The sequence below is a fragment of the Polynucleobacter sphagniphilus genome, from assembly GCF_001953355.1.
Lineage (GTDB): Bacteria > Pseudomonadota > Gammaproteobacteria > Burkholderiales > Burkholderiaceae > Polynucleobacter > Polynucleobacter sphagniphilus.
In genome coordinates this window covers 191,683-213,786 of sequence record NZ_MPIY01000001.1, presented here as the reverse complement: position 1 = coordinate 213,786, position 22,104 = coordinate 191,683, and the positions used below count along the sequence as shown (strand labels likewise).

Genomic DNA, 22,104 nt, shown 5'->3' with positions numbered 1-22,104 from the left:
TAATTAAATGAGGGTCGGTGGAAACAGATCAATCGAGCTGGGTGCCCGCTTTATTTTCTTGCGAGCGTTTTGGCGCATCCTTACGACGCTGCTCTAAATCTGCTGCACGTGCTGCCGCATCTTTTTGTTTTTGCTCGAATTCACGTTGATTATCCGCCCGCTCTGCAGCCTTTTCTGGAGATGCCAGATCTGCTGCACGCTTAGCATCATTCTGATCTTTGACACTCGCCTTTAGCTTTCTCTGCACTGCATGGAGTGCTACCTGCTGCTCCTGAATGGGATCAATTTCTTTGCGATATTGAGCACGTGCATTACGCAAACAGCGGTTCACCAAATAAAGGCTATAGCAATCATGCTGGGCAGCACCCCAGCGGTACTTAGCCCAATCTCGCTGCAATTCAAGCTCTTGGTCAATTTTATCCAAGCGCACTAACTCGGCGTCCTCTTCGGGGGTAGCGAATGCCACCCTACTAAAAGAGCAAACCAAAAGCAGTATTGATAAAAATACTTTGGCACGTAATGAAAAACAGACTCTCAAATTTCTACCTTCGCGCCCAGTTCAACCAAACGATTGGTGGGAATCTTAAAGAAATCGGATTGGCGACCAGCATTCTGATACATCCAGCAGAATAAACGTTCACGCCACATGGCCATTCCTGGAATTTCCGTAGAAACAATCGTGTCCCTAGATAAGAAGAAGGAGGTATTCATTAAGTCAAATTTCAGATCAGAATTATGCTCAATCAACTCCAAAATCTTCAACATATCTGGCGTTTCATTAAAGCCATATACGGCACGGACGACGTAAATACCATTACCTAGATCTCGCAAAGTAATTCGCTCATCGTCTTTCACATAAGGTACATCCCAAATACTCACTTTTAAGAAGAAGACCCGCTCATGCAAGACATGATTGTGCTTGAGATTGTGCAAGAAAGACACTGGCAAATAATCAACGTGAGCAGTTAAGAAGATGGCAGTACCCTCCACCCGATGGGGCGGATGTTTCATCAGGCTGTCAATGAAGCCTTTTAATTCGATACCGTTATCAGTCGCATGTTGGCGCAGTAATTGACGCCCTTGATACCAAGTCATTAGGAGTAAGAAGCAGGCGGCACCCAATAGCAATGGGAACCAACCACCCTCCATGATTTTTAATAAGTTTGCCAGCAAGAAAGCAAAGTCCACTACCAAGAAGGCGCCAATAACCAAAGATACTAAAATCGTGTTCCAGCGCCACACCACACGCATCACAATGGCCGCTAAAAATGTTGTCACGATCATAGTGGTCGTCACAGCAATGCCATAGGCAGCCGCCAAGTTTTCAGACTTCTTGAAAGCCAATACAACAGCTACTACCAAAACCAATAAGGTCCAATTGATCAATGGCATATAAATTTGGCCAATCTCTTTATCAGAGGTATGCTGCACTTTCATGCGCGGTACAAATCCCAACAAGATAGCTTGACTAGTCATCGAGAACGCGCCAGAAATGACGGCTTGCGAAGCAATCACCGTGGCAACAGTTGCCAGGATTACGAGAGGGAAAACAAAGGCTTCTGGAACCATCAAAAAGAATGGATTTTGAATGGCTTCAGGATTATTTAAAAACATTGCGCCTTGGCCAAAGTAATTCAATATTAAGCATGGCATGACCACGAAGAACCAGCCCATACGAATTGGTTTAGCCCCAAAATGACCCATGTCTGCATAGAGCGCTTCAGCACCTGTCAGCACCAAGAAAACAGCGCCAAGCACAATGAAACCTTGCAGAGCGTTCTCCTGCATGAAACGCACCGCATATAAGGGATTAACAGCGGCGAAGATGGCCGGGTTCTGAACCACCTGATTGAGACCCATCAGGCCAATCACCGCAAACCATACCAACATGACTGGCCCAAAAAGGTTTCCTACAACCGCGGTACCCGTTTTTTGAATAAAAAATAAAAGAATTAGAATGAGAATGGTGGTCGGCAGAACATAGCGTGTGAAATCAGGTGAAATCACTTCCATACCTTCAACCGCAGATAAAACTGAAATTGCTGGAGTGATAATTGCATCGCCATAAAACATACAGGCACCAAAGACACCTGACATGATGATCAAAAACGCTCTTTTGGATCCGGCTGGTGCAGTACGCAAGGCCAAAGCCATTAAGGCTAAGATGCCGCCTTCTCCATTATTGTTCGCACGCATCACAAACAAGACGTACTTTAGAGACACAACGATTGCAAAGGCCCAAAAGACCATTGAAATAACGCCATAAACCGCATCCGCCGAGAATGGAATACCGTGCTCAGGACTGAAGCATTCCTTAAGGGCATAGAGAGGACTAGTGCCAATATCTCCGAACACAACGCCAATGGCTGCCATCATTAGCGCAAGAGAGGCACCTTTTTTAGGTAGATGGTCTTCGCGGGAGATCTCTACTGGCCTTAGCAAGGATGACTCTGAAAACTCTGGATTACTGACTGACATGAATATGTTCCGCCCTGTTGTTGCGTGGCAATATATTACTCCTTATGCCAGCTGATTGAGGGGTGAGTTTACCCCTCAAAACCCCCTTATTTATTACTTTATTGAAGGAAAGCCTCGACACAGGGGTTGAAAAAATGGTAGAATATTAGCTTCAGACGCGGGGTGGAGCAGTCTGGCAGCTCGTCGGGCTCATAACCCGAAGGTCGTAGGTTCAAATCCTGCCCCCGCAACCAAACAGTAGAAGGCTTCTAGGTCAATTGACTCAGAAGCCTTTTTGCTTTTCTGACCTTAGAAGGTAAACATCGGTTGTATTGGGGTGTAGGGATCTGAGGATCCAGTTTCTAGTACTTCGGCTTCCTCCTCGCCCTCAGGCTGACGAAAGTACTTACTATCAATCTTTGGCACTCTGGGGTTTGATTCTCCATCTACTTCATCTACAGCAACTGCGGGTGCCAGCGGTTGAGAATTGAATTCCTTTAACTGCTCCTTTGTATAAGGAGAGTAGGTAGTATTTTGAGCATGTGCGCCCATAGGAATGGTAAGTAGGAGCGATACCATCAATAGAGTGAAATGGGTGCTTTGTTTGTTCAATTGATCTCTTTAGTAAAGGACATCACCATGGTACGTAGGCCAGCACGAATACCAAGACAATGAGTGTAAATATGGCAATTTGCACTCTTTTTTCGAATTTGACTCTGTTTGTGTTTTTTAAATCATCACTCATTTGCAAGGGCCTTCGAGGTCTTACTTACTAGGCCCATCTACAGCTTTGAGGTAGCCCTTTATGTATTCGGGCGGCACGAAGAGGTCACTCTTAATGCCAACTTTTGATGAAACGCTGATCTGAAAACCTTTTTTAAGATGGTCGCGTAAAAAAGCATCCGTCAGCTGAATGGACATCAACTCTTTGAAAATACAACCCCTATCATCACAAACCCCTGCCTCCCTGGAGACGGATTTGAAGGTAGTGGCTGGATTATTCTCCAAGGTAGCTGAATCGTAGTAACGCCACTCTTTAAAGTAGGTCAGCAATACCATCAACTGATAAGACTTCGATCCCTTTGGAGAGGCCTCACTTACCAAGCTATACATCTCAAATGTGTTGGCATCATCCATAGTATTGATTGATGGCCCAACATACACCTTCTCACCATTAAGGGGGCTTGGCGAAGCCATGGTTGCCTTGTAAACATCATTTGCTTCTTGCGCCTCAATTATCTTCTCGTTGTTATGACAAGCAACCAGACTCATAGTCAGCAGGAGGAAAAGAGCGATACGGTACATTTTGAAGCCTTTAATTTGAATAAAAGATTGGATGTGGCAATAGCGCCAAATCAGTCAAAACCCATTGTTTCATATTTCCAAGAAACAAAATAAGTCAATCTGGGTGATGTCGCTGACTTTTGGGCCGAAAACGAAGTTTTTAGCTTAACTGAGGGCCTATTCACTTAGAATATTCACACATATGCCAAAACCACCATTTTTCGAGCAAATGAAGCTGATTCCCTATTTGGGTAAATGGCTGGTAATCACAACGGCAATTGCAATTCTTTCAGGAACAGCATCCGCATTTCTTTTGATTGCCTTGGAATGGGCATCCGATACCCGCACCGCAAATCACTGGCTCATCTTTTTACTGCCAGTGGCTGGCTTTGCTGTAGGTTGGATCTATTTACGGTTTGGGGAACATGTCGAAAGAGGCAATAACCTGCTGATCGATGAAATTCATGATCCTAAAAGAATCATCCCTTTTCGGATGGCCCCCTTCGTCTTTTTTGGCAATATCATCTCCATCCTATTTGGTGCATCGGTTGGCAGAGAAGGAACGGCAGTTCAAATGGGTGGCGCGTTAGCAGACCAACTCACCCATCTCTTTCAATTTAATTCCGAAGATCGCAAAATTATTCTCATGGCCGGTATTAGCGCTGGCTTTGCCTCCGTGTTTGGAACGCCCTTGGCTGGCGCCATCTTCGGCCTTGAGGTCCTGATTGTTGGCAGCATGCGCTACGATGCGATTTTTCCTTGCATGACTGCCGCCATCATTGCAGATCAGATTTCTTTACTTTGGGGTGTTCACCACACCCAATACAGCATTCAAGTAATCCCTGCAATAACGTCATGGGGACTATTTGCCATGGTGATTGCCGGCGTAGCGTTTGGCCTGACTGGAAAAGCTTTTGCAGAGACTACCCATCACCTTACGGCCTACTTTAAGAAGATCGTTGCTTATGCTCCTCTGAGGCCATTCATTGGCGGGATAGCGATCATAGCTGCCACTTATCTAATGGGGTCAGATCGCTATATTGGGTTGGGCATCCCCACTATCTATGAGGCCTTTAATCAACCAGTCGCTCCGTACGATTTTTTAGGAAAGATGATTTTCACGATCACCTCTCTTGGCAGCGGATTTAAAGGGGGCGAAGTCACTCCCCTGTTTTATATAGGGGCGACCTTAGGGAACGCCTTGGCCCCCCTCTTGGATATGCCCTTCTCATTATTAGCGGGTGTGGGTTTTGTTGCGGTATTTGCAGGCGCCGCAAACACACCTCTTGCATCCATGGTCATGGCCATGGAATTGTTTGGCGGGGAAGTAGGCATCTATGCTGCCATTACTTGCGTGGTGAGCTATCTATTCTCTGGTCATTCGAGCATTTATAGCGCGCAACGATCCCATCAAGAAAAAACCCCTCAACCTTAATCGGGAGAGGGGCAAAGGGAAGAGACTTCTTTAAGCCGCCTAAAGAGTCGATAGACTCAATTCTGAAAGCGTATCCATTTGACGTAAATCCTCTTCTTGAGAGCTCAGTAAATGTTGGCCCATCAGGGCTGAAGCCAAAAATGCAGCGGCCACTATAAAAGCAGTAAGGCGGCGATGCGACTTTGCCAAGGTCAGCACATGAGACATGCGATGACTGGGGTAAACCTCCTGATGCACCACTCTGCGCCAATCCTGATGCAGAGTTTTCTCAAAATGAACAGAAGAGCAGGGGACAGATATTTGGTCCAACAGTTTTTGTAGATTTTTGTTTTCAGTTGTCCGCATATGCACCACCTTTTTCTAATTCAGACTTCAATTTCAATTTAGCGCGAAACAATAGCTGATCGACGCTGTTCTTATTCATCCCCATGACCTTGGCAATTTCTGCCGCAGTTAAATCTTGATATGCCCACATTAAGATTGCCATCCTCTGCTTCACACTCAAAGAACGCACTGCTTCTGAAATTCGCCCAGAATCAAACGTGTCCGAAAAATCGACATGAACCAACTCGGCAGGCAGATTCTCTAACTCGTCAAACACCTCAAAAGCCGTTTTATTCATTGCTTTTAAGCGATCCAAACTCAGATTGCTCACAATTGCATAAAAGTAAGTGGATAAAGCTGACTTGCCATTAAAGTTAGCTGCTGAGCGCCAAAGCCTGATGAAGGCCTCTTGCACAACGTCCTCAGCATCTTCACGGCGCCCTAGCATTTTCCAGGCAAGCGAGTAGGCTGACTGGCTAAGGGATCGGATAATCTCCTGCGACGCACCAGAATCACCAGCTACTGCTTTTTTCAGTAAATCCTGCTCAGCCCGATATTGTTTACCGGTAAATAAACTCAAACCGATTCCTAGTTATTCATTGGCTTATTCCAATGATCTTGCGCATTTGGATGAGCCTGCATCCACTCGGACCGCTCTTTTTTCATTTCCGCGCGTTCCTCAGGAGTCATAGAGGCAATCATTGCTTTGCGATTATCACGCAACTCCTTCTTTTGGGCGGGTGTTAAGGCCTCCCACTGCGCATGCATCTTGTCACGCAATGCTTTACGCTCCTGGGGGCTTAAAGCCTTAAATTTGGCATGCAGTTTTTGGCGGTACTCACGACGCTCCTCTGGGGTCGCCTGCTTAAACTGCTCACGCAAATCCTTTGACATTTGCATTCTTTGCTCAAAAGTCATATTCGCCACAACCTGAGGGTCTTGAGGCTCAGGCAAAGCCGCTGAAGCTAGCCCAATAGTGCTAACCAATAAAATATTTGCCATCATGAAACCCTGTATTGCTCTTTTCATCTATTTCTCCTTATTTGTTGGCATTTAGACTGGATAGCCTATGAAATACTTATGGCTTGTACAAAAATATATTTCATCATGATCGTAAGTATTTAAGCGTCCAATTAGTCTAATGAGCTGCATCCGATTAATCACTTCATAACTGCCATGACCGCTTTTTCACTTCGATCCACTCTTTTCATACTAACCCTACTGACTGTCTTGTCACCCATACAGGAGGCCAATGCGCAATGGGGCGGCCTGATCAATTCAGGCATGTCCAGCATGAGACGTGGCGGCAATTCCAATAGCCAGAACTCAAATAGCAATGCCGGCTCCCAGAATAACCATGCCAATACCCCAAGCCCAGGGGCCAATCTATTGACTTATGAACAAATGGAGGCAGGCCTTTCTCAGCTGGAAACCAGCCTAAAGCTCACGCAAGATCAAACAAAAGCTTGGGATAACTTTGCAAGCAAGGTGCGTATCTATGCCAGCGATGTTGCCAAAGAAAGGGCTAGGCTCAATAGTGGTACAGCACCCCAAGGCGATGCCCTCAAGTATCTCAATACTGCTGAGGAAAATGCAAAAAGCCGCTATACCAGCCTAAAAGAAGTTGAGGAAACCGCCAAACCCCTCTACAAACTCCTAAGCAATGAACAAAAAGGTATTTTTGACAGCAAAATAAGCAGCTTTATTGCCGCAAGCCCCCAAAAACTCCCCAATCAGTCGAGCTACAACCTGCCGGATATGGGTGGCAACCCTCCAGCCGATAATGGCAAATGGGCGCCCAACTAGATACTTTTGGCGGAGCTACTAAACATACCTTGATGCGCCACCGGCAGTACCTGTAGTCTTGTTAAACTAAGTCAAGCCTGGAGCGGTCCTCCTGAGGCATGACTTGATGTAGCTCACAATGCGAATGTAATGAAAAAATTATTAGAAAAACTGCTTTCAGCCAGTCAAAATTTATGGGGACGTCTGAAAAGTAATCCTGTTTGGTTAAGGACTTTCAATTACTGCAAGGTGAAGATCTTATTGGGCATCCAAAAACTAAAGGTGGCGAACTTCAAGATGGTTGCTTACACCCAACCAAGGCTGGAAACACTCGTTCGTCGCGTCAGTAAAAATCAAGAGTTCGCACTCAGCTTTAAAGCTACTCAAATTATTCTCTATATCGCCATTTATATTGTGCTCAGTACCCTTTGGCATTTCATTGGTGGATTTGTAGAGGACACTAAAGCACGTGATGCCCGGATGCGCCCTGTTTCAGTAGTCACATCCCCGGTAAAGCTTGGCAAAATTACGGTGGTCCAGACTGCGCTAGGTACCGTTACCCCAAGAAATACTGTGACCGTTTTTCCACAAGTAAGTGGCATCTTGAGTAAAGTATTTTTTAAAGAGGGTGACCTGGTTCAAGCCGGTCAATTACTAGCCCTGATTGACCCCCGCCCTTTTGAGGCAAGTCTCAAGCAAGCTGAAGGTACTTTAAGTAAAGACAAAGCCCTGTTAGCCAATGCTGAGCTCGACTTGAAGCGTTACGACACATTGCTCAAGCAAGATTCGATATCCAAGCAAGTCTACGCAACTCAAAAGTCCTTAGTAGAGCAGTACAAAGGCAATGTCCTCACTGATGAAGGCTTGGTCAGCAACGCAAAATTGCAACTCGAATTTGCGCACATTACATCCCCCATCAATGGTCGAATTGGTATGCGACTAGTTGACCCAGGTAATTTGGTGCAACCAAATAATGCCACTGGTTTATTTGTTATTACCCAACTACAACCCACTACGGTTCTTTTCTCAGTTCCCCAGGAAGTCATTCCTTCGTTTAGAAAATTCTTACAAGAGCCACCGCCTCCTGAAGTCATAGCGATCGTTGACACCATTAAAACCGTGCCTCCAGCTAATGCCTCATATACAGATCATAGTAAGCAAAACCGCAGCGCCAAAACCGATAGCACAAGCAATGCCCCTGAAAAAATAATTATTCCAGTGGAATCCTGGAACAGTGATAGTACTAAAAAATTATCCACAGGTTATCTTGAAAGCATTGATAACCAAATTGATATCACCACAGGAACGGTAAAGTTACGGGGCATTTTCTCTAACGATGAGATGAATCTTTTCCCGAATCAATTTGTTAATGTTCGGGTGATACTGGACGTTCTATCCGATGTTGTGGTCGTTCCAGTGCCCGCGGTTCAGCGTGGTACACCAGGCACCTTTGTATACCGACTCAACTCAAACAATACCGTCTCAGTTGTGCCTGTCAAGCTCGGCCCTGTCGATGGCTATAACGTGCAGGTACTTGAAGGTCTTGAGCCTGGAAACATCGTAGTAGTCGATGGCACAGATAAGTTGCGCAATGGCGCAAAAGTCATGGTTGGGCAAGCATCTGGGGCTGCAAATGCTGGTGGTAAAGGAGCTAAGGGTTCCGGTCAAGCCAGTAAGCCTTAGTTACCCCACCTCATTACATAGAGAGCTTCTAAGGTCCCCATGAATCCATCCAGGATATTCATCCTCCGCCCGATTGCCACCTCATTATTGATGGTGGCAATTTTATTGGGCGGTATTCTGGCCTATCGCAGTTTGCCAATCTCTTCCCTGCCTCAAGTTGACTACCCGACCATTCAAGTAGTCACCCTTTACCCAGGCGGTAGTCCTGATGTCATGGCCTCATTAGTGACAGCCCCGCTTGAGCGCCAGTTTGGTCAGATGCCGGGTTTAAATCAAATGTCTTCTGTGAGCTCCGGTGGGGCCTCAGTGATTGTTCTGCAATTTGGACTCGATCTCAGTCTTGATGTAGCAGAACAAGAAGTTCAGGCAGCCATTAACGCCGCCAACTCTTTATTGCCAGGCGATCTACCTGCGCCCCCGATCTACAACAAAGTAAATCCCGCCGATACCCCAATTCTGACTTTAGCGATCACTTCAGCTACGCTCCCATTAACTCGCGTCGAGGATTTAGTCGATACCCGCCTTGCACAAAAGATCTCACAAATTCCAGGCGTTGGTTTAGTCAGCGTTTCTGGTGGCCAAAGACCAGCGGTACGCATTATTGCTAACCCTCGAGCGCTCGCGAGCAAAGGCTTGAGCTTGGATGATGTCCGGGTAGCGATTGGCAATGCCAATGTCAATTCAGCAAAAGGCAGTTTTGATGGTCCATTCCAATCTTCAACGATTGATGCAAACGATCAAATTAAATCGGCTGAGGGTTATGAGAACCTGATCATCACCTACAACAATGGTGCCCCTGTCAGGGTATCGGATGTTGCTAAGGTGGTGAGCGGTCCTGAAAACGTTCGCCTAGGAGCATGGGCCAATAAGCAGCCGGCGATCATTCTGAACATTCAGCGCCAACCTGGCGCGAACGTGATTCAAGTAGTTGATCAAATTAAAAAGCTATTGCCACAACTATCAGCCACGCTGCCCCAGTCACTAGAAGTTAATATTCTGACCGATAGAACAAGCACGATCCGCGCCTCTGTTGATGATGTCCAGATAGAGCTCCTTTTCTCCATCTTGCTCGTTGTTTTAGTCATTTACGTATTTCTGCGAAGCGTTCCAGCCACCATCATTCCAAGCGTTGCAGTTCCCCTATCATTAATTGGTACGTTTGGAATCATGAGTTGGGCAGGCTTCTCGCTCAATAACCTCTCACTGATGGCTTTAACAATTGCCACCGGCTTTGTGGTTGATGATGCGATTGTGATGATTGAAAATATCTCTCGCTATATCGAGGAGGGTGACAAGCCTTTAGAGGCTGCGCTCAAAGGATCGAAACAAATTGGCTTTACGATCATCTCACTTACTATTTCGCTGATTGCCGTGCTGATTCCACTGCTATTCATGGGTGATGTAGTTGGTAGACTATTTAGAGAATTTGCTGTGACCTTAGCAGTTGCCATCATTATTTCGGCAGTAGTGTCACTAACCCTCACGCCGATGATGTGCGCTCTGCTGCTGCACCATATCCCTGAATCCAAACAATCGAAGTTCTATCACTGGAGTGGCGCTCAGTTTGATCGACTCATTCATCAATATAGCCGCGGATTGAACTGGGTACTTGATCGTCAAAAATCAACTCTAGTAGTAGCAGTCCTGACCTTGGTTTTAACTGTTCTGCTCTATATCTTTATACCGAAAGGCTTCTTCCCAATTCAAGATACGGGCATGATCCAGGGCATTTCAGAGGCACCCCAGTCAATCTCTTATCAAGCAATGGCCAGTCGCCAACAAGCTTTGGCAGACATCATCCTCAAAGATCCAGATGTTGAAAGTCTATCTTCATTTATTGGGGTCGATGGCACTAATGCCACTTTGAATAATGGCCGAATGCTCATCAATCTCAAGGCACATAATTCGCGTGATGATGTCAAAACCGTATTGCGTCGTCTGCAAAGCAAAGTAGATCAACTATCCGATATCAAACTATTTCTTCAGCCGGTACAAGATCTCACTATCGAAGATCGAGTGAGTCGCACTCAATATCAATTTACCCTTGAGGACGCTAATGCTGCCGAATTAAATGAGTGGACCCCGAAGATTGTCGAGAAACTCAAGACGCTTTCCCAATTAAGTGATGTTGCCAGCGATTTACAGAACAAGGGCTTGCAGTCCTATATCAATATTGATCGTGATATTGCTGGACGCCTCGGAGTAACCATTGCCTCAATCGATAATGCGCTTTATAACGCTTATGGTCAGCGACTGATCTCAACTATCTTTACTCAGACCAATCAATATCGTGTTGTTCTCGAAGCTATGCCAAGCCCGGAACCAGGACTCAATGCCCTAGATCAAATTTATGTTCCAGGTGCAGGCGGCAAACAAATCCCATTGAGCGTGCTGGCTGATATTGAGGAGCGCTATGGTTCGCTGAATATTAACCATCAAGGCCAATTTCCTGCTGCAACCATTTCATTTAATCTTAGTCGCACTGCCTCTTTAGGTGATGCTGTGCAAGCAATTACAGATGCGCAAAATGACATGCAGGTTCCTGCCAGCTTAATTACACGCTTTCAAGGTGCGTCCAAAGCATTTAATGCCTCCCTAGGCAATACCGTCACCCTTATTTTTGCAGCAATTATTTGCATGTACATCGTCTTGGGTGTTTTATATGAAAGCTATATCCACCCGATTACGATTTTGTCGACCCTACCATCTGCTGGTGTAGGCGCATTACTTGCACTCATCATTTCTGGTAATGACTTAGGCATCATTGGTGTTATCGGCATTATCTTGTTGATTGGCATTGTGAAGAAGAACGCCATCATGATGATTGACTTTGCTCTTGAGGCCGAGCGGGTTGAAGGTAAAACACCGAGGGAGGCGATTTATGAGGCTTGCCTCTTACGTTTGCGCCCGATTCTGATGACAACAATGGCCGCTCTATTAGGCGCCTTACCGCTCATGCTTGGTACGGGTACCGGCTCTGAACTGCGCCACCCCCTAGGTATCACTATGGTCGGTGGATTGCTGTTAAGTCAAGTGCTGACCTTATTTACTACTCCGGTAATTTATCTAGCCTTTGATCGACTCTCTAGGCGCATTAAAACTTACCAAGCCAGTCGTAACAATTAATCCATGAATAAACGAATTCGTTGATGAATATCTCCGTACCATTTATTCATCGGCCAATTGCCACCACGCTATTGATGCTAGCAATCATGCTGGCAGGTATTACAGCATTTCGATTGCTGCCAGTCTCGCCATTGCCACAGGTCGATTTTCCGACGATCTCCGTATCGGCCAGTCTGCCTGGAGCTAGCCCAGAAACGATGGCGGCAACTGTAGCAACCCCTCTTGAGCGCTCACTGGGCCGCATTGCTGGCGTTACCGAAATGACTTCATCGAGCTCATTAGGCTCAACCCGCATCACCCTGCAGTTTGATCTGAGTCGCAATATTGATGGTGCCGCAAATGATGTCCAAGCCGCCATTAATGCGGCTCACGCACTTTTGCCAACCGGACTACCAAGTAATCCCACTTATCGCAAAGTCAATCCAGCCGATGCGCCGATTCTGATTATCAGCTTGACCTCTGACACTATGCCCAGAGCGCAGCTGTACGATGCCGCCTCCACTATCTTGGCACAAAAGCTCTCGCAGTCCAAAGGGGTAGGACAAGTTACGGTGGGGGGCAGCTCTCTTCCAGCAGTTCGAGTGGAAATCAACCCCACCCTCATGTCTGCACTAGGGATTGGTTTTGAGAATGTCCGCACCGCCATTGCGGCATCCAATACGGTTCGACCCAAAGGTGTTATTGAAAGCGGCGATCGCGCCTGGCAACTAGTGGCAAACGACACTTCCAGTACTGCAAAAGACTATATGCCGGTGATTGTTGGTTATCACAATGGTGCACCGGTGCGCATTCAGGATTTTGCAGAGGTTGTTGACTCTGTTGAGGATTTGCGCAATGGCGGTCTAGCCAATGGTAAGCCAGCTGTACTACTGGTCATCTGGCGTCAGCCGGGCGCGAACATCATCGATACCGTAGAGGGTGTTAAAGCCCTACTACCGCAACTGAAGGCCTCCATACCAGCGGCTATTGATATGGATATTGCATTAGATCGGACGCCAACCATTCGCGCCTCTTTGCGCGAGGTCGAGCGCACCCTAATCATCTCAGTCATTCTGGTGGTGATGGTGGTGTTCCTATTTTTAGGTAATGCGCGTGCAACCATTATTCCAAGCATTGCCGTACCAGTCTCGCTGGTTGGAACCTTTGCCGCGATGTACTTATGCGGCTTCTCTCTCAACAATCTTTCCTTAATGGCCCTAACGATTGCCACTGGATTTGTCGTTGATGATGCCATTGTGGTTCTTGAAGTGATTGCACGCAGGATTGAACAGGGCGAGACGCCACTAGCCGCGGCGATTGCAGGCGCAAAAGAAGTTGGTTTTACAGTGATATCGATCACCATCTCGCTGGTAGCTGTATTTATTCCAATTCTATTGATGGGCGGAATTGTTGGGCGGCTTTTCCGAGAATTTGCCATCACTCTATCGGTGGCTATTACAGTGTCTCTGGTAATTTCTCTCACCGCAACCCCAATGCTATGTGCCAAATTACTCAAAGCCCACGATAAGGGAACGCATAACCGTTTTATGTTGGCAATTGAAAAGTTCTTCGCCAGTGTAAATAAGCATTATGCGAGCTCACTTGAATACGCTCTGCAACATCGACGCATGATGATGATGATTTTATTTACGGTCATTGGACTTAATATCTATCTTTACATCAACATACCCAAAGGTTTTTTTCCACAACAAGATACCGGCAGAATGATTGGCAGCGTCCAGGCAGATCAAGCTATCTCTTTTCAGGCAATGCAATTAAAGATGGCGCAATTTATGAAAATTGCCATGCAAGATCCGGATGTAGGCAAAGTAGTCAGTTTTAATGGTGGCGGTCAAACCAATACAGGAAGTTTATTTATTGTTCTTAAGCCACTCGATCTTCGTCAAAGCAGTATGGATGAAGTGCTTGGTAGATTACGCCGCAAACTCAATGTAGTGGCAGGTGCAACACTCTTCTTGCAGCCAGTGCAAGATATTCGGATTGGCGGGAGAGCAAGTAATGCCCTGTATCAATTTACGCTACTGGGAGATAACCTTGAGGACCTAAGAACCTGGGGGCCTAAGATTCGTTTTGCTATGACTGATTTGCCTGAACTGGTTGATGTTAATACCGATGCTCAAGATAAAGGCATTCAAACAACCCTCACCATCGATCACGACACGGCAGCTAAGCTTGGTCTTACTACCAATCTCATTGATACCACTCTGAATGATGCTTTTGGTCAGCGCCAAGTCTCCACCATCTTTAATCCACTCAATCAATATCATGTGGTGATGGAGGTGGCTCCCAAATATTGGCAGAACCCAGAAACGCTAAAGCAGATTTATGTCAGCACTTCAGCACCAACCCCGAACTCGTTCTCCGTTGGGGCTGCTCAGTCAATAACTGCGGCAACTATACCCATTAATGCTGTGCATGCCCCGGGTACAAAGGTGGTAGGAGGTCAAGTTCCCCTGGCAGCCTTCTCTACATACGCCTCAACTAATACGCCTTTGGTAGTCAATCACCAGAGTCAATTTACTGCCAATACTATTTCTTTTAACCTTCCACAAGGTGTATCACTTGGACAAGCATCCGATGCTATTTATGCCATGATGGATAGACTTAATGTTCCCAATACCGTCAGGGGTAGCTTTCAGGGCACCGCAAAGGCATTTCAAGATTCCCTCTCCAGTCAACCTTGGTTGATATTGGCAGCCTTCATTACTGTGTATATTGTCTTGGGCATCTTGTATGAAAGCTTGATTCACCCCATTACGATTCTCTCAACTCTTCCATCAGCCGGTGTTGGAGCCCTTCTTGCGCTGATGATTTGCAATACTGAATTTAGTATCATTGCTTTAATTGGCGTGATTTTGCTCATTGGCATTGTTAAAAAGAATGCCATCATGATGATTGACTATGCTATTCACGCACAAAGAACCGATGGCTTATCGGCGCAAGATGCAATCTACAAGGCATGTTTATTGCGCTTTCGCCCTATCTTAATGACCACAATGGCAGCGATTCTAGGGGCTATCCCACTGGCCATTGGATCGGGTGATGGTGCAGAATTTCATAGACCCTTAGGAATTTCGATCGTAGGCGGACTCATCATGAGTCAACTACTAACGCTTTATACAACACCAGTGGTTTATCTTTACATGGAACGTTTTCGTACCTGGAAGTGGAAAAGAAAATGAGTAACGCAAGCAAAATCATGCATCCCAATACGGCACTCAAGGCGCTATGTGCGATTAGTCTTTTTTCACTAATGACAGGCTGTATGGTTGGCCCTGACTACAAAAAACCAGACAGCGCAACTGCACCCAGCTATAAAGAGCTGGATGGCATGCAAAGCGGTGATGGCTGGAAACTTGCGCAGCCCAATGAAGCGGGTTTGAATACAAAATGGTGGCTGATCTATAAAGACCCCGTACTTAATCAGTTGATGGAGAAGGTCAATGTTGACAACCAAAATATCATTGCTGCTGATGCCCAATACCGTCAAGCAACTGCCCTTCTAACCCAAGCACGGGCGGCACTCTTCCCCACATTAACCGCAAATGGTAGTGGCAATAGAGGAACACTTAACGGAAACTCTAATGGTGGATTTTCAACTATTGATCAAACCTTCAATGCCAATATCGGTGCCAGTTGGGTGCCCGATATTTGGGGTCAAGTGAGGCGCAATGTAGAGGCTAGTGGGGATAATGCTCAAGCTAGCGCCGCCCAATTAGATGCTGTGCGACTTTCAACCCAAGCAACATTAGCCCAAACGTATTTTCAGCTTCGTATCGCTGATATGCAAATCAAGATGTATGAAGATACGATCAAAGCTTACGAAAGATCTCTACAGATTTCTACAAACCAATATAACGCTGGCATAGTAACGCAGCTAGATGTTGCCCAAGCCAGCACACTACTCGAATCAACAATTGCTCTTGCAATTGATGTGCAACTCGCACGCGCACAACTCGAGCATGCTATTGCAGTACTCGTTGGCCAAACGCCATCAACTTTCTCTTTGCAAGCTCAAGAGCGCACAATTGATCCGGTTACTGGCCTGGTAGTAAGCCCGGTCTCAAGATTAGTCGCTGAATTACCAGATGTCCCCGTAGGTGTCCCCTCAACACTCTTAGAGCGACGTCCTGACATTGCCGCTGCAGAACGCCAAATGGCTGCCGCAAATGCCAAAATTGGTGTAGCCACCGCCGCCTTCTTCCCCACCCTAACGATTTCAGCAAGTGGTGGATATCAAGGTGTTGATTTACCTGGTCTCTTAAGTATGCCTTTACGCTACTGGTCGATTGGTCCTGCTCTTGCACAGCCTTTATTTGATGGTGGTCTTCGTATCGGCGCCTATCAACAAGCTGGGGCAGCCTACGACCAAAATGTAGCGCAATATCGTCAGACTGTTTTGGCAGCCTTTCAGAACGTCGAAGACAATTTGGTTGCTCTGCGGCTGTTGCAAAAGGAAAGCAAGTCTCAAGCCAGCGCAGTCAAGCATGCTCAAGATGCAGTACGTATTAGCATGAACCAATACAAAGAGGGAGTCATCACTTATTTAGATGTGGCAACATCGCAAGCGTCTGAGCTCGCAAATGAACGAACATTGATGTCCCTTCTAAATCGACAGATTGCGGCCCATGTAGGCTTGATTACAGCGCTCGGGGGAGGTTGGGATGTCAAACAAATTGCCGACAAATAGAGTCATTGTTCGCCACTGAAACGATGCCATAAACGGACATTCTCATCTCTCCAAAATAAGACCCTTGAATACGCATGATTAGAAAAAGTCCACTCTTGCATACCGGTTAAGGGGGTGTGATAAAAGGGAATATCTAGATCGGCATAACGCGCAGTAACTAAAGGATGAGGATGGCCATATCGATTACGGTAGCCGTTTTGAGCAAAGGCCCTATTGGGATTTAATTTGCTCAGTAACTCGATAGAAGAAGAGGTCTTACTTCCATGGTGTGGCGCCATAAAAACCAACTGCTTATCGTCCAAATGCTTTATCTGTTTACTCGTTAAACGATCAACTAACTCCGCCTCTCCCTGTCTCTCTATATCTCCAGTCAACCACAACGAATGATTTTGATTGCGCACTTCAAGCACGCAACTCATTTCATTTGGCTTATAGGGATATTGATCCTCAAATAAAGTATATTCTTGCGGATGCCAGATTAAAAAATCTACACCATCCCAATTCCACTGCTGGCCGTATCGGCAAGGGATGCTGGCAATCCCCCTGCCTTTTAAATCAAGCAATAAGGGATTGCCGCTCGGCAATGACCCCATCATTAAATTAAACTTAATTTCTCTTAAAAGCGTTGTAGCACCACCGATATGGTCGCTATCGCTATGGCTAATGACCATGCGATCGATTTGATTTACCCCCTTTCCTCTCAGGAATGGCAAGATTACCTTTTGCCCAGCATCATCCTTTTTTCCTTGTATGGGTCCGGTGTCATAAAGCAACTGATGTGACGCCGTCTCAATTAAAACCGATGTGCCTTGCCCGATATCGAGCACATGAGCGCGAAAATCACCAGAGGCCAAGGGAACAGAACCCACAGGATTGAAAAATAAACAGGTCGACAAGGAAAGGCCTATCAATCTAGAGCAATAGGATGTTTTCAACTCTCCCGGTCGAATAGCAACAACAATGCCAAGCAAAGCAATGATGAGAGCCCACCATCTTGGTTGTGAAGACCACACTACCGCCCAATCAAAGTCGGCAAGCCATTTCAAGAACATGGCCAAGTATTCCATTGCGGCATGAGCTGGTAACAATAAGTATTGACCAATAAAATCCGGTAAAAGTGCACCCCCAATGGCTAAGGGAGTAACGATATAACTCACTATCGGAATTGCTAATGCATTTGCCACTGGTGAAATAACTGAAAACTGATAGAACCAATAGAGCGTGGCGGGCAACAAAGTAAAGGTAACTATTGCCTGCACACGACATGCCTCTCGCAGCGCCTGCAAAAAACGCTCTCGTTTACCTAGCTCCAATTCCCTGCCTGTGGGTATTCCCAATAAACCATCCGAATTACCCATCCCATATAGAATTGCCGCGACCGCCCCAAATGACAACCAAAACCCCGGGGTGTAGGGCGCCATAGGATCAAAGATCAGAACTAAAGCTAAAGCCCACCACCAAATATCAAAAGATCTAGGATTTCTGCCAGACCATAAAGCAAAAGCGACCACGCCAACCATATACATGGTTCGTTGCGCTGGGATTTGAAATCCAGCCAACCAGGCATAAACAAAAGCAGTTAAAAACCCACAGGCCGCTGCTACTTTGCTAACCGGAATAATCAAAGGAAGGGATTGACGCCGCCATAAAAAAGAAGCGAATGAGGCTCCTAAACCAGCAAGCATCGTGACGTGGAGTCCGGAAATCGAAATCAAATGACCGATACCCGTTGCATTAAATACACGCCAATCAGATTGATCAATCGCATTTTGGTCGCCCATGACTAAAGCAATAATCACACCTGCATAAGGGGCGCCCTTGGGTAGTAAACGCTGTATCTTCTTCCTTAACTTCCATCTCTGGAGCTCGATAGCTAAAGGGAATTCAGTTACCCCAATATCTTTTTTGGAAATTAATTCTCCAGATCTAACTGAACCATTTGCGCCATAGTTTTGATGAAAAGACCAGCGCTCGAAATCAAAAGTGTATGGATTTAATGAGCCGTAAGGTTGCTTTAACTTCACCCGTAATTTCCAGCGCTGTCCAGGAACGATTTCTGGAATATCCTCAGGATTGCGCCAAGCAGGCTGCCAACTTAAATAGATGCGCTCTGGAAAATCAACTACTACTTCACGAGCAAGCAGCATTCGTTCCACGGAAAAGGAAAACTTAGCGCCAGAGGCATTGCCTTGGGGGAGTGAATTTACCCTACCCTCAATCTGCAAATCTTTACCTTCAAGCTCTGTTGGCAATAAATTATTGAGGCGGCCTTGTGCGTAATATGCGTTCCAGGCAAATCCTAGCGAGAAAAATATGAGGCAAAAACAGAAATACTGGTAAGGGGCCCGATTATGTTTTAATACCCTCCCACTGAATGTGCATCCAAAGAGGCTGATCACAGTTGCGCAGAGAGATCCCTCCAGCCATAAACCGGGTAAAACCGGCAAAAATAGAAGAAGCGAACCCCCGGCAATAAATGCCGCAATAGCGAAACGCAAGTTCTTAAGAAACTACAGGAAGATTGAGTGAGGTCAATAAGGTTGACCAGCGAGGTATTGCGTCCATCGCATTACGCCATACTGCAGTTGCAAATTGTCCATCATCTATAGCGCCGATTTGAGCCAATTGTTTTGCAATACGAGGTAAAAATGCGGGTTCGTTGTATCTCAAACCCTCTGCACTCAACCATGCCGGGGGAATGTCAGGGGCATCCGTTTCTGTAACGATTGCACTAAGAGGCAAGCTCGTTAATAGCCGACGAATTTGCAGTGCACGCTCATAGGTAGCAGCCCCGCCAAAGCCAAGCTTAAAGCCCAGATCAATAAATTGCTCTGCCTGCTGAAGACTGCCATTAAAAGCATGGGCAATACCGCCATTGATATTGCGACGACGTAAGGCTTTCAGAATGGCATCCTGCGAGCGACGAACATGCAATATCACTGGCAGTTGAAATTGTGCGGCAATATCGAGTTGTTCGTGGAAAAAGAATTCTTGCCTTTGGGGATCTAGATTCGGTAAAAAGTAATCCAAGCCAATTTCCCCAATTCCTACAAAACGAGGATCAGCTAGAGATGTTTCAATTTCATGACGAAGGGTTTGAAGGTCATGTTCTTGAGCCTGATGAATCAATATGGGATGTATACCCAAGGTATAAACCAAGCCAGGAATCGCATTGCTGTATTTTTTAACTACATTGCGAACGTTTTCACAATCTGCCGCTTTGACAGTAGGCAGCAATATTGCCTTGACGCCAGCTTGCGCGGCATCAGCAATCACCCGATCTAGATCCTCGGAAAATTCAGAGGCGTCTAAATGACAATGGGTATCAATCCATGGATGGTTTACGCTCATTGAGAAAACGTCTTTAATACTCCGCGCTCTAAATGCAAAATGCGATCGCATCGTCTTGCACGGATGGGATCATGTGTCACGATAACAAATGCAGTGCCTTGTTCGCGCGCCACATCTAACATTAAATCAAAGACACCATCAGCGGTTTCGGCATCCAAATTTCCGGTAGGCTCATCTGCCAATACGCAAGCTGGATTCCCAACTAAAGCTCTAGCCACTGCTACCCGCTGACGCTCACCACCCGAGAGTTCTCCGGGAGTATGAAGTTCTCGCGCCTGCAAGCCAACCAAACTGAGCATTTTGCTTGCCCTGTCCATTGACTCATCAGCGCTTAAGCCCCGAATCCGCAAAGGAAGGGCTACATTCTCCAGTGCGCTGAACTCATCTAAAAGATGATGAAACTGATAAATAAAACCTAAACTTTGATTACGCAATCGATCTAACTTGGCAACCGACATGTTAGCGAGATTCGATCCCGCCAAGATGACCGTACCGGAACTGGCTGTATCCAAGCCACCCAAGATATGTAAGAGCGTACTCTTTCCGGATCCAGACGAACCCACGATTGCCACCTTCTCAGAAGGCGCAACCTCAAGATCGACCGATTTAAGAACTTCAACTACTGTATCTCCTTCGCCGTATTGCTTGGCGAGGTTTTTGGCACTAAGCACCAACTCAACAGAATTACTCATAGCGTAGTGCCTCCGCAGGTTGTACTTTTGCTGCGCGGTAACTCGGATACAGCGTTGCCAAAACGGATAAACCAAAAGCCATGAAGCCTACGGTTAAGACATCATGAAACCTGACATCGGAAGGTAACTCGCTAATAAAATAAACATCGCGAGGCAAGAAGCGTACCCTGAAGATAGCTTCAATCGCTGGCACGATGACATCAATATTCAAAGCGATCAGAAGCCCCAGAGCAACACCAGCCAAAGAACCCAACAAACCAATAGCCAAACCTTGAACCAAAAAGATGCGCTGGATGAGTCCAGGACTCGCGCCCATCGTTCTTAGAATCGCAATGTCAGCCTGTTTTTCATTGACCGTCATTACTAGAGTGGATACCAAGTTGAATGCCGCTACTGCAATAATTAAAGTCAAGATAATGAACATCATCTTTTTCTCGGTTTGAACCGCAGCAAACCAATTACGATTAGAACGTGACCAATCACTGATCCAGAGTTCCGGAGGAACCACTTCAGACAATTGAGCTGCGATCTCTGGAGCATGTTGCATATCGTCGACCTTCACACGTAGCCCAGATGGATCATGCAGACGCAGTAAGGCAGCAGCATCCTTCCAATGCATTACCGCAAGCGAGCTGTCATACTCGTAATGACCGCTATCGATGATGCCTACTACTTGTAGGGTACGCATTCTAGGCATCGAGCCCGCAGGAGTTAAATCGCTCTCCGGCACAATTAAATTAATGCGATCACCAACATGAGCCCCAACCATAGAGGCCAACTGGGCACCTAAGGCAACGCCAAAGCTTCCCGGTTTCAGATCATCAACACTGCCTGCAACAAACTGCCTAGGCAAATCTGAAACCCTAGCTTCTTCGCTTGGCAAAATTCCGCGAATGGAAACGCCACGCATGACATTTTCTCGGGTCAGCAAACCTTGTGAATTGACCATCGGAGCAACACCAATGACGTGGGGCTGATGAGCCACTTTTGTTGCTAGCGCCTCCCAATTAGCTAGGCCATCAGGGGTGGTGATCTCAATATGGGATAGCACCGAGAGCATCCGATCACGCACATCCTTCTGAAACCCATTCATGACTGATAGGACCACAATCAATGAGGCAACCCCTAAAGCAATGCCAGCAGTGGATATTCCGGAGATAAAGGATAAGAAGCCATCCCGTTTACCGACCGTTTTACGACGCTTAGAGCGTGTATAGCGTAGGCCGATTTCCAGTTCAAGAGGTAGTTTGTACATCCCTACAGTTTAGACAATTGCG

The 22,104-nt window shown here is 46.3% G+C and carries 17 protein-coding genes and 1 tRNA gene; 7 read left to right on the top strand and 11 right to left on the bottom strand.

Features of this window, described 5'->3' with window-relative positions; genetic code table 11:
• Positions 1-28: 28 nt before the first annotated feature.
• Both BOQ04_RS01070 and BOQ04_RS01065 read right to left on the bottom strand, forming a co-directional pair.
• Positions 29-538, bottom strand: a complete 510-nt coding sequence (locus tag BOQ04_RS01070; protein WP_076022923.1) for a hypothetical protein — start codon at positions 536-538, stop codon at positions 29-31.
• Positions 535-2,376, bottom strand: a complete 1,842-nt coding sequence (locus tag BOQ04_RS01065; RefSeq protein ID WP_076023156.1) for a potassium transporter Kup — start codon at positions 2,374-2,376, stop codon at positions 535-537. The genes BOQ04_RS01070 and BOQ04_RS01065 overlap by 4 nt, the downstream gene beginning before the upstream one ends.
• Positions 2,377-2,634: 258 nt before the next feature.
• Here BOQ04_RS01065 and BOQ04_RS01060 point away from each other — a divergent pair.
• Positions 2,635-2,711 (top strand) — tRNA-Met (locus BOQ04_RS01060).
• 55 nt (positions 2,712-2,766) lie between these two features.
• On the opposite strand, the gene BOQ04_RS01055 is transcribed toward BOQ04_RS01060, so the two are convergent.
• Positions 2,767-3,069 (bottom strand): hypothetical protein, encoded by a 303-nt coding sequence (locus BOQ04_RS01055; protein ID WP_233126594.1) that lies wholly within the window; start codon positions 3,067-3,069, stop codon positions 2,767-2,769.
• Positions 3,070-3,222: 153 nt separating this feature from the next.
• Positions 3,223-3,762 (bottom strand): hypothetical protein, encoded by a 540-nt coding sequence (locus BOQ04_RS01050; protein ID WP_076022922.1) that lies wholly within the window; start codon positions 3,760-3,762, stop codon positions 3,223-3,225.
• Between the two features lie 181 nt (positions 3,763-3,943).
• On the opposite strand from BOQ04_RS01050, the gene BOQ04_RS01045 reads away from it, so the two are divergent.
• Positions 3,944-5,176 carry a voltage-gated chloride channel family protein gene (locus BOQ04_RS01045; RefSeq protein WP_076022921.1) on the top strand — a complete coding sequence of 411 codons (1,233 nt, stop codon included), beginning with the start codon at positions 3,944-3,946 and terminating at the stop codon, positions 5,174-5,176.
• Positions 5,177-5,215: 39 nt separating this feature from the next.
• On the opposite strand, the gene BOQ04_RS01040 is transcribed toward BOQ04_RS01045, so the two are convergent.
• The 3 genes from BOQ04_RS01040 to BOQ04_RS01030 are packed head-to-tail and all read right to left on the bottom strand — an operon-like array spanning position 5,216 to position 6,529.
• On the bottom strand, positions 5,216-5,521 hold the full coding sequence (locus BOQ04_RS01040) for a hypothetical protein (protein WP_076022920.1): 306 nt from the start codon (positions 5,519-5,521) through the stop codon (positions 5,216-5,218).
• Positions 5,508-6,080, bottom strand: coding sequence for an RNA polymerase sigma factor (locus tag BOQ04_RS01035; RefSeq protein ID WP_158025466.1), 573 nt, complete (start codon positions 6,078-6,080; stop codon positions 5,508-5,510). Before BOQ04_RS01035 ends, BOQ04_RS01040 begins: the two co-directional genes overlap by 14 nt.
• A gap of 8 nt (positions 6,081-6,088) precedes the next feature.
• Entirely contained in the window at positions 6,089-6,529 is a 441-nt protein-coding gene (locus tag BOQ04_RS01030; RefSeq protein WP_076022918.1) for a DUF3106 domain-containing protein, read from the bottom strand.
• Positions 6,530-6,676: 147 nt separating this feature from the next.
• On the opposite strand from BOQ04_RS01030, the gene BOQ04_RS01025 reads away from it, so the two are divergent.
• The 5 genes from BOQ04_RS01025 (at position 6,677) to BOQ04_RS01005 (ending at position 16,784) form a co-directional block, all read left to right on the top strand.
• Positions 6,677-7,306 carry a Spy/CpxP family protein refolding chaperone gene (locus BOQ04_RS01025; RefSeq protein ID WP_083657457.1) on the top strand — a complete coding sequence of 210 codons (630 nt, stop codon included), beginning with the start codon at positions 6,677-6,679 and terminating at the stop codon, positions 7,304-7,306.
• A 129-nt stretch (positions 7,307-7,435) separates the two neighbouring features.
• Positions 7,436-8,968 carry an efflux RND transporter periplasmic adaptor subunit gene (locus BOQ04_RS01020; RefSeq protein WP_076022916.1) on the top strand — a complete coding sequence of 511 codons (1,533 nt, stop codon included), beginning with the start codon at positions 7,436-7,438 and terminating at the stop codon, positions 8,966-8,968.
• A 39-nt stretch (positions 8,969-9,007) separates the two neighbouring features.
• The gene (locus tag BOQ04_RS01015) at positions 9,008-12,094 is read left to right on the top strand and encodes an MdtB/MuxB family multidrug efflux RND transporter permease subunit (RefSeq protein WP_076022915.1); all 3,087 of its coding nucleotides are present in this window, start codon (positions 9,008-9,010) and stop codon (positions 12,092-12,094) included.
• 23 nt (positions 12,095-12,117) lie between these two features.
• Positions 12,118-15,276 carry an efflux RND transporter permease subunit gene (locus BOQ04_RS01010; RefSeq protein WP_076022914.1) on the top strand — a complete coding sequence of 1,053 codons (3,159 nt, stop codon included), beginning with the start codon at positions 12,118-12,120 and terminating at the stop codon, positions 15,274-15,276.
• Positions 15,273-16,784, top strand: coding sequence for an efflux transporter outer membrane subunit (locus tag BOQ04_RS01005; protein ID WP_198929261.1), 1,512 nt, complete (start codon positions 15,273-15,275; stop codon positions 16,782-16,784). The genes BOQ04_RS01010 and BOQ04_RS01005 overlap by 4 nt, the downstream gene beginning before the upstream one ends.
• 2 nt (positions 16,785-16,786) lie before the next feature.
• On the opposite strand, the gene BOQ04_RS01000 is transcribed toward BOQ04_RS01005, so the two are convergent.
• From BOQ04_RS01000 to BOQ04_RS00985, 4 genes are read right to left on the bottom strand one after another with little or no spacing between them, the layout of a single operon-like run.
• Positions 16,787-19,231 carry a DNA internalization-related competence protein ComEC/Rec2 gene (locus BOQ04_RS01000; protein ID WP_483414143.1) on the bottom strand — a complete coding sequence of 815 codons (2,445 nt, stop codon included), beginning with the start codon at positions 19,229-19,231 and terminating at the stop codon, positions 16,787-16,789.
• Positions 19,232-19,286: 55 nt separating this feature from the next.
• A complete protein-coding gene (locus BOQ04_RS00995; RefSeq protein ID WP_076022912.1) occupies positions 19,287-20,135 on the bottom strand; it encodes a TatD family hydrolase in 849 nt (282 codons plus the stop codon).
• A complete protein-coding gene (locus BOQ04_RS00990) occupies positions 20,132-20,827 on the bottom strand; it encodes an ABC transporter ATP-binding protein (RefSeq protein ID WP_076022911.1) in 696 nt (231 codons plus the stop codon). Before BOQ04_RS00990 ends, BOQ04_RS00995 begins: the two co-directional genes overlap by 4 nt.
• On the bottom strand, positions 20,820-22,082 hold the full coding sequence (locus BOQ04_RS00985) for a lipoprotein-releasing ABC transporter permease subunit (protein WP_076022910.1): 1,263 nt from the start codon (positions 22,080-22,082) through the stop codon (positions 20,820-20,822). Before BOQ04_RS00985 ends, BOQ04_RS00990 begins: the two co-directional genes overlap by 8 nt.
• Between the last annotated feature and the right edge of the window lie 22 nt (positions 22,083-22,104).

What these genes read in the sequence shown, in the direction of transcription:
- BOQ04_RS01010 (WP_076022914.1), top strand. Translation starts at nt 12,118, where the DNA reads ATGAATATCTCCGTACCATTTATTCATCGGCCAATTGCCACCACGCTA.
- BOQ04_RS00995 (WP_076022912.1), bottom strand. Translation starts at nt 20,135, where the DNA reads ATGAGCGTAAACCATCCATGGATTGATACCCATTGTCATTTAGACGCC.
- BOQ04_RS01030 (WP_076022918.1), bottom strand. Translation starts at nt 6,529, where the DNA reads ATGAAAAGAGCAATACAGGGTTTCATGATGGCAAATATTTTATTGGTT.
- BOQ04_RS01065 (WP_076023156.1), bottom strand. Translation starts at nt 2,376, where the DNA reads ATGATGGCAGCCATTGGCGTTGTGTTCGGAGATATTGGCACTAGTCCT.
- BOQ04_RS01040 (WP_076022920.1), bottom strand. Translation starts at nt 5,521, where the DNA reads ATGCGGACAACTGAAAACAAAAATCTACAAAAACTGTTGGACCAAATA.
- BOQ04_RS00985 (WP_076022910.1), bottom strand. Translation starts at nt 22,082, where the DNA reads ATGTACAAACTACCTCTTGAACTGGAAATCGGCCTACGCTATACACGC.
- BOQ04_RS01025 (WP_083657457.1), top strand. Translation starts at nt 6,677, where the DNA reads ATGACCGCTTTTTCACTTCGATCCACTCTTTTCATACTAACCCTACTG.
- BOQ04_RS01050 (WP_076022922.1), bottom strand. Translation starts at nt 3,762, where the DNA reads ATGTACCGTATCGCTCTTTTCCTCCTGCTGACTATGAGTCTGGTTGCT.
- BOQ04_RS01015 (WP_076022915.1), top strand. Translation starts at nt 9,008, where the DNA reads ATGAATCCATCCAGGATATTCATCCTCCGCCCGATTGCCACCTCATTA.
- BOQ04_RS00990 (WP_076022911.1), bottom strand. Translation starts at nt 20,827, where the DNA reads ATGAGTAATTCTGTTGAGTTGGTGCTTAGTGCCAAAAACCTCGCCAAG.
- BOQ04_RS01005 (WP_198929261.1), top strand. Translation starts at nt 15,273, where the DNA reads ATGAGTAACGCAAGCAAAATCATGCATCCCAATACGGCACTCAAGGCG.
- BOQ04_RS01020 (WP_076022916.1), top strand. Translation starts at nt 7,436, where the DNA reads ATGAAAAAATTATTAGAAAAACTGCTTTCAGCCAGTCAAAATTTATGG.
- BOQ04_RS01045 (WP_076022921.1), top strand. Translation starts at nt 3,944, where the DNA reads ATGCCAAAACCACCATTTTTCGAGCAAATGAAGCTGATTCCCTATTTG.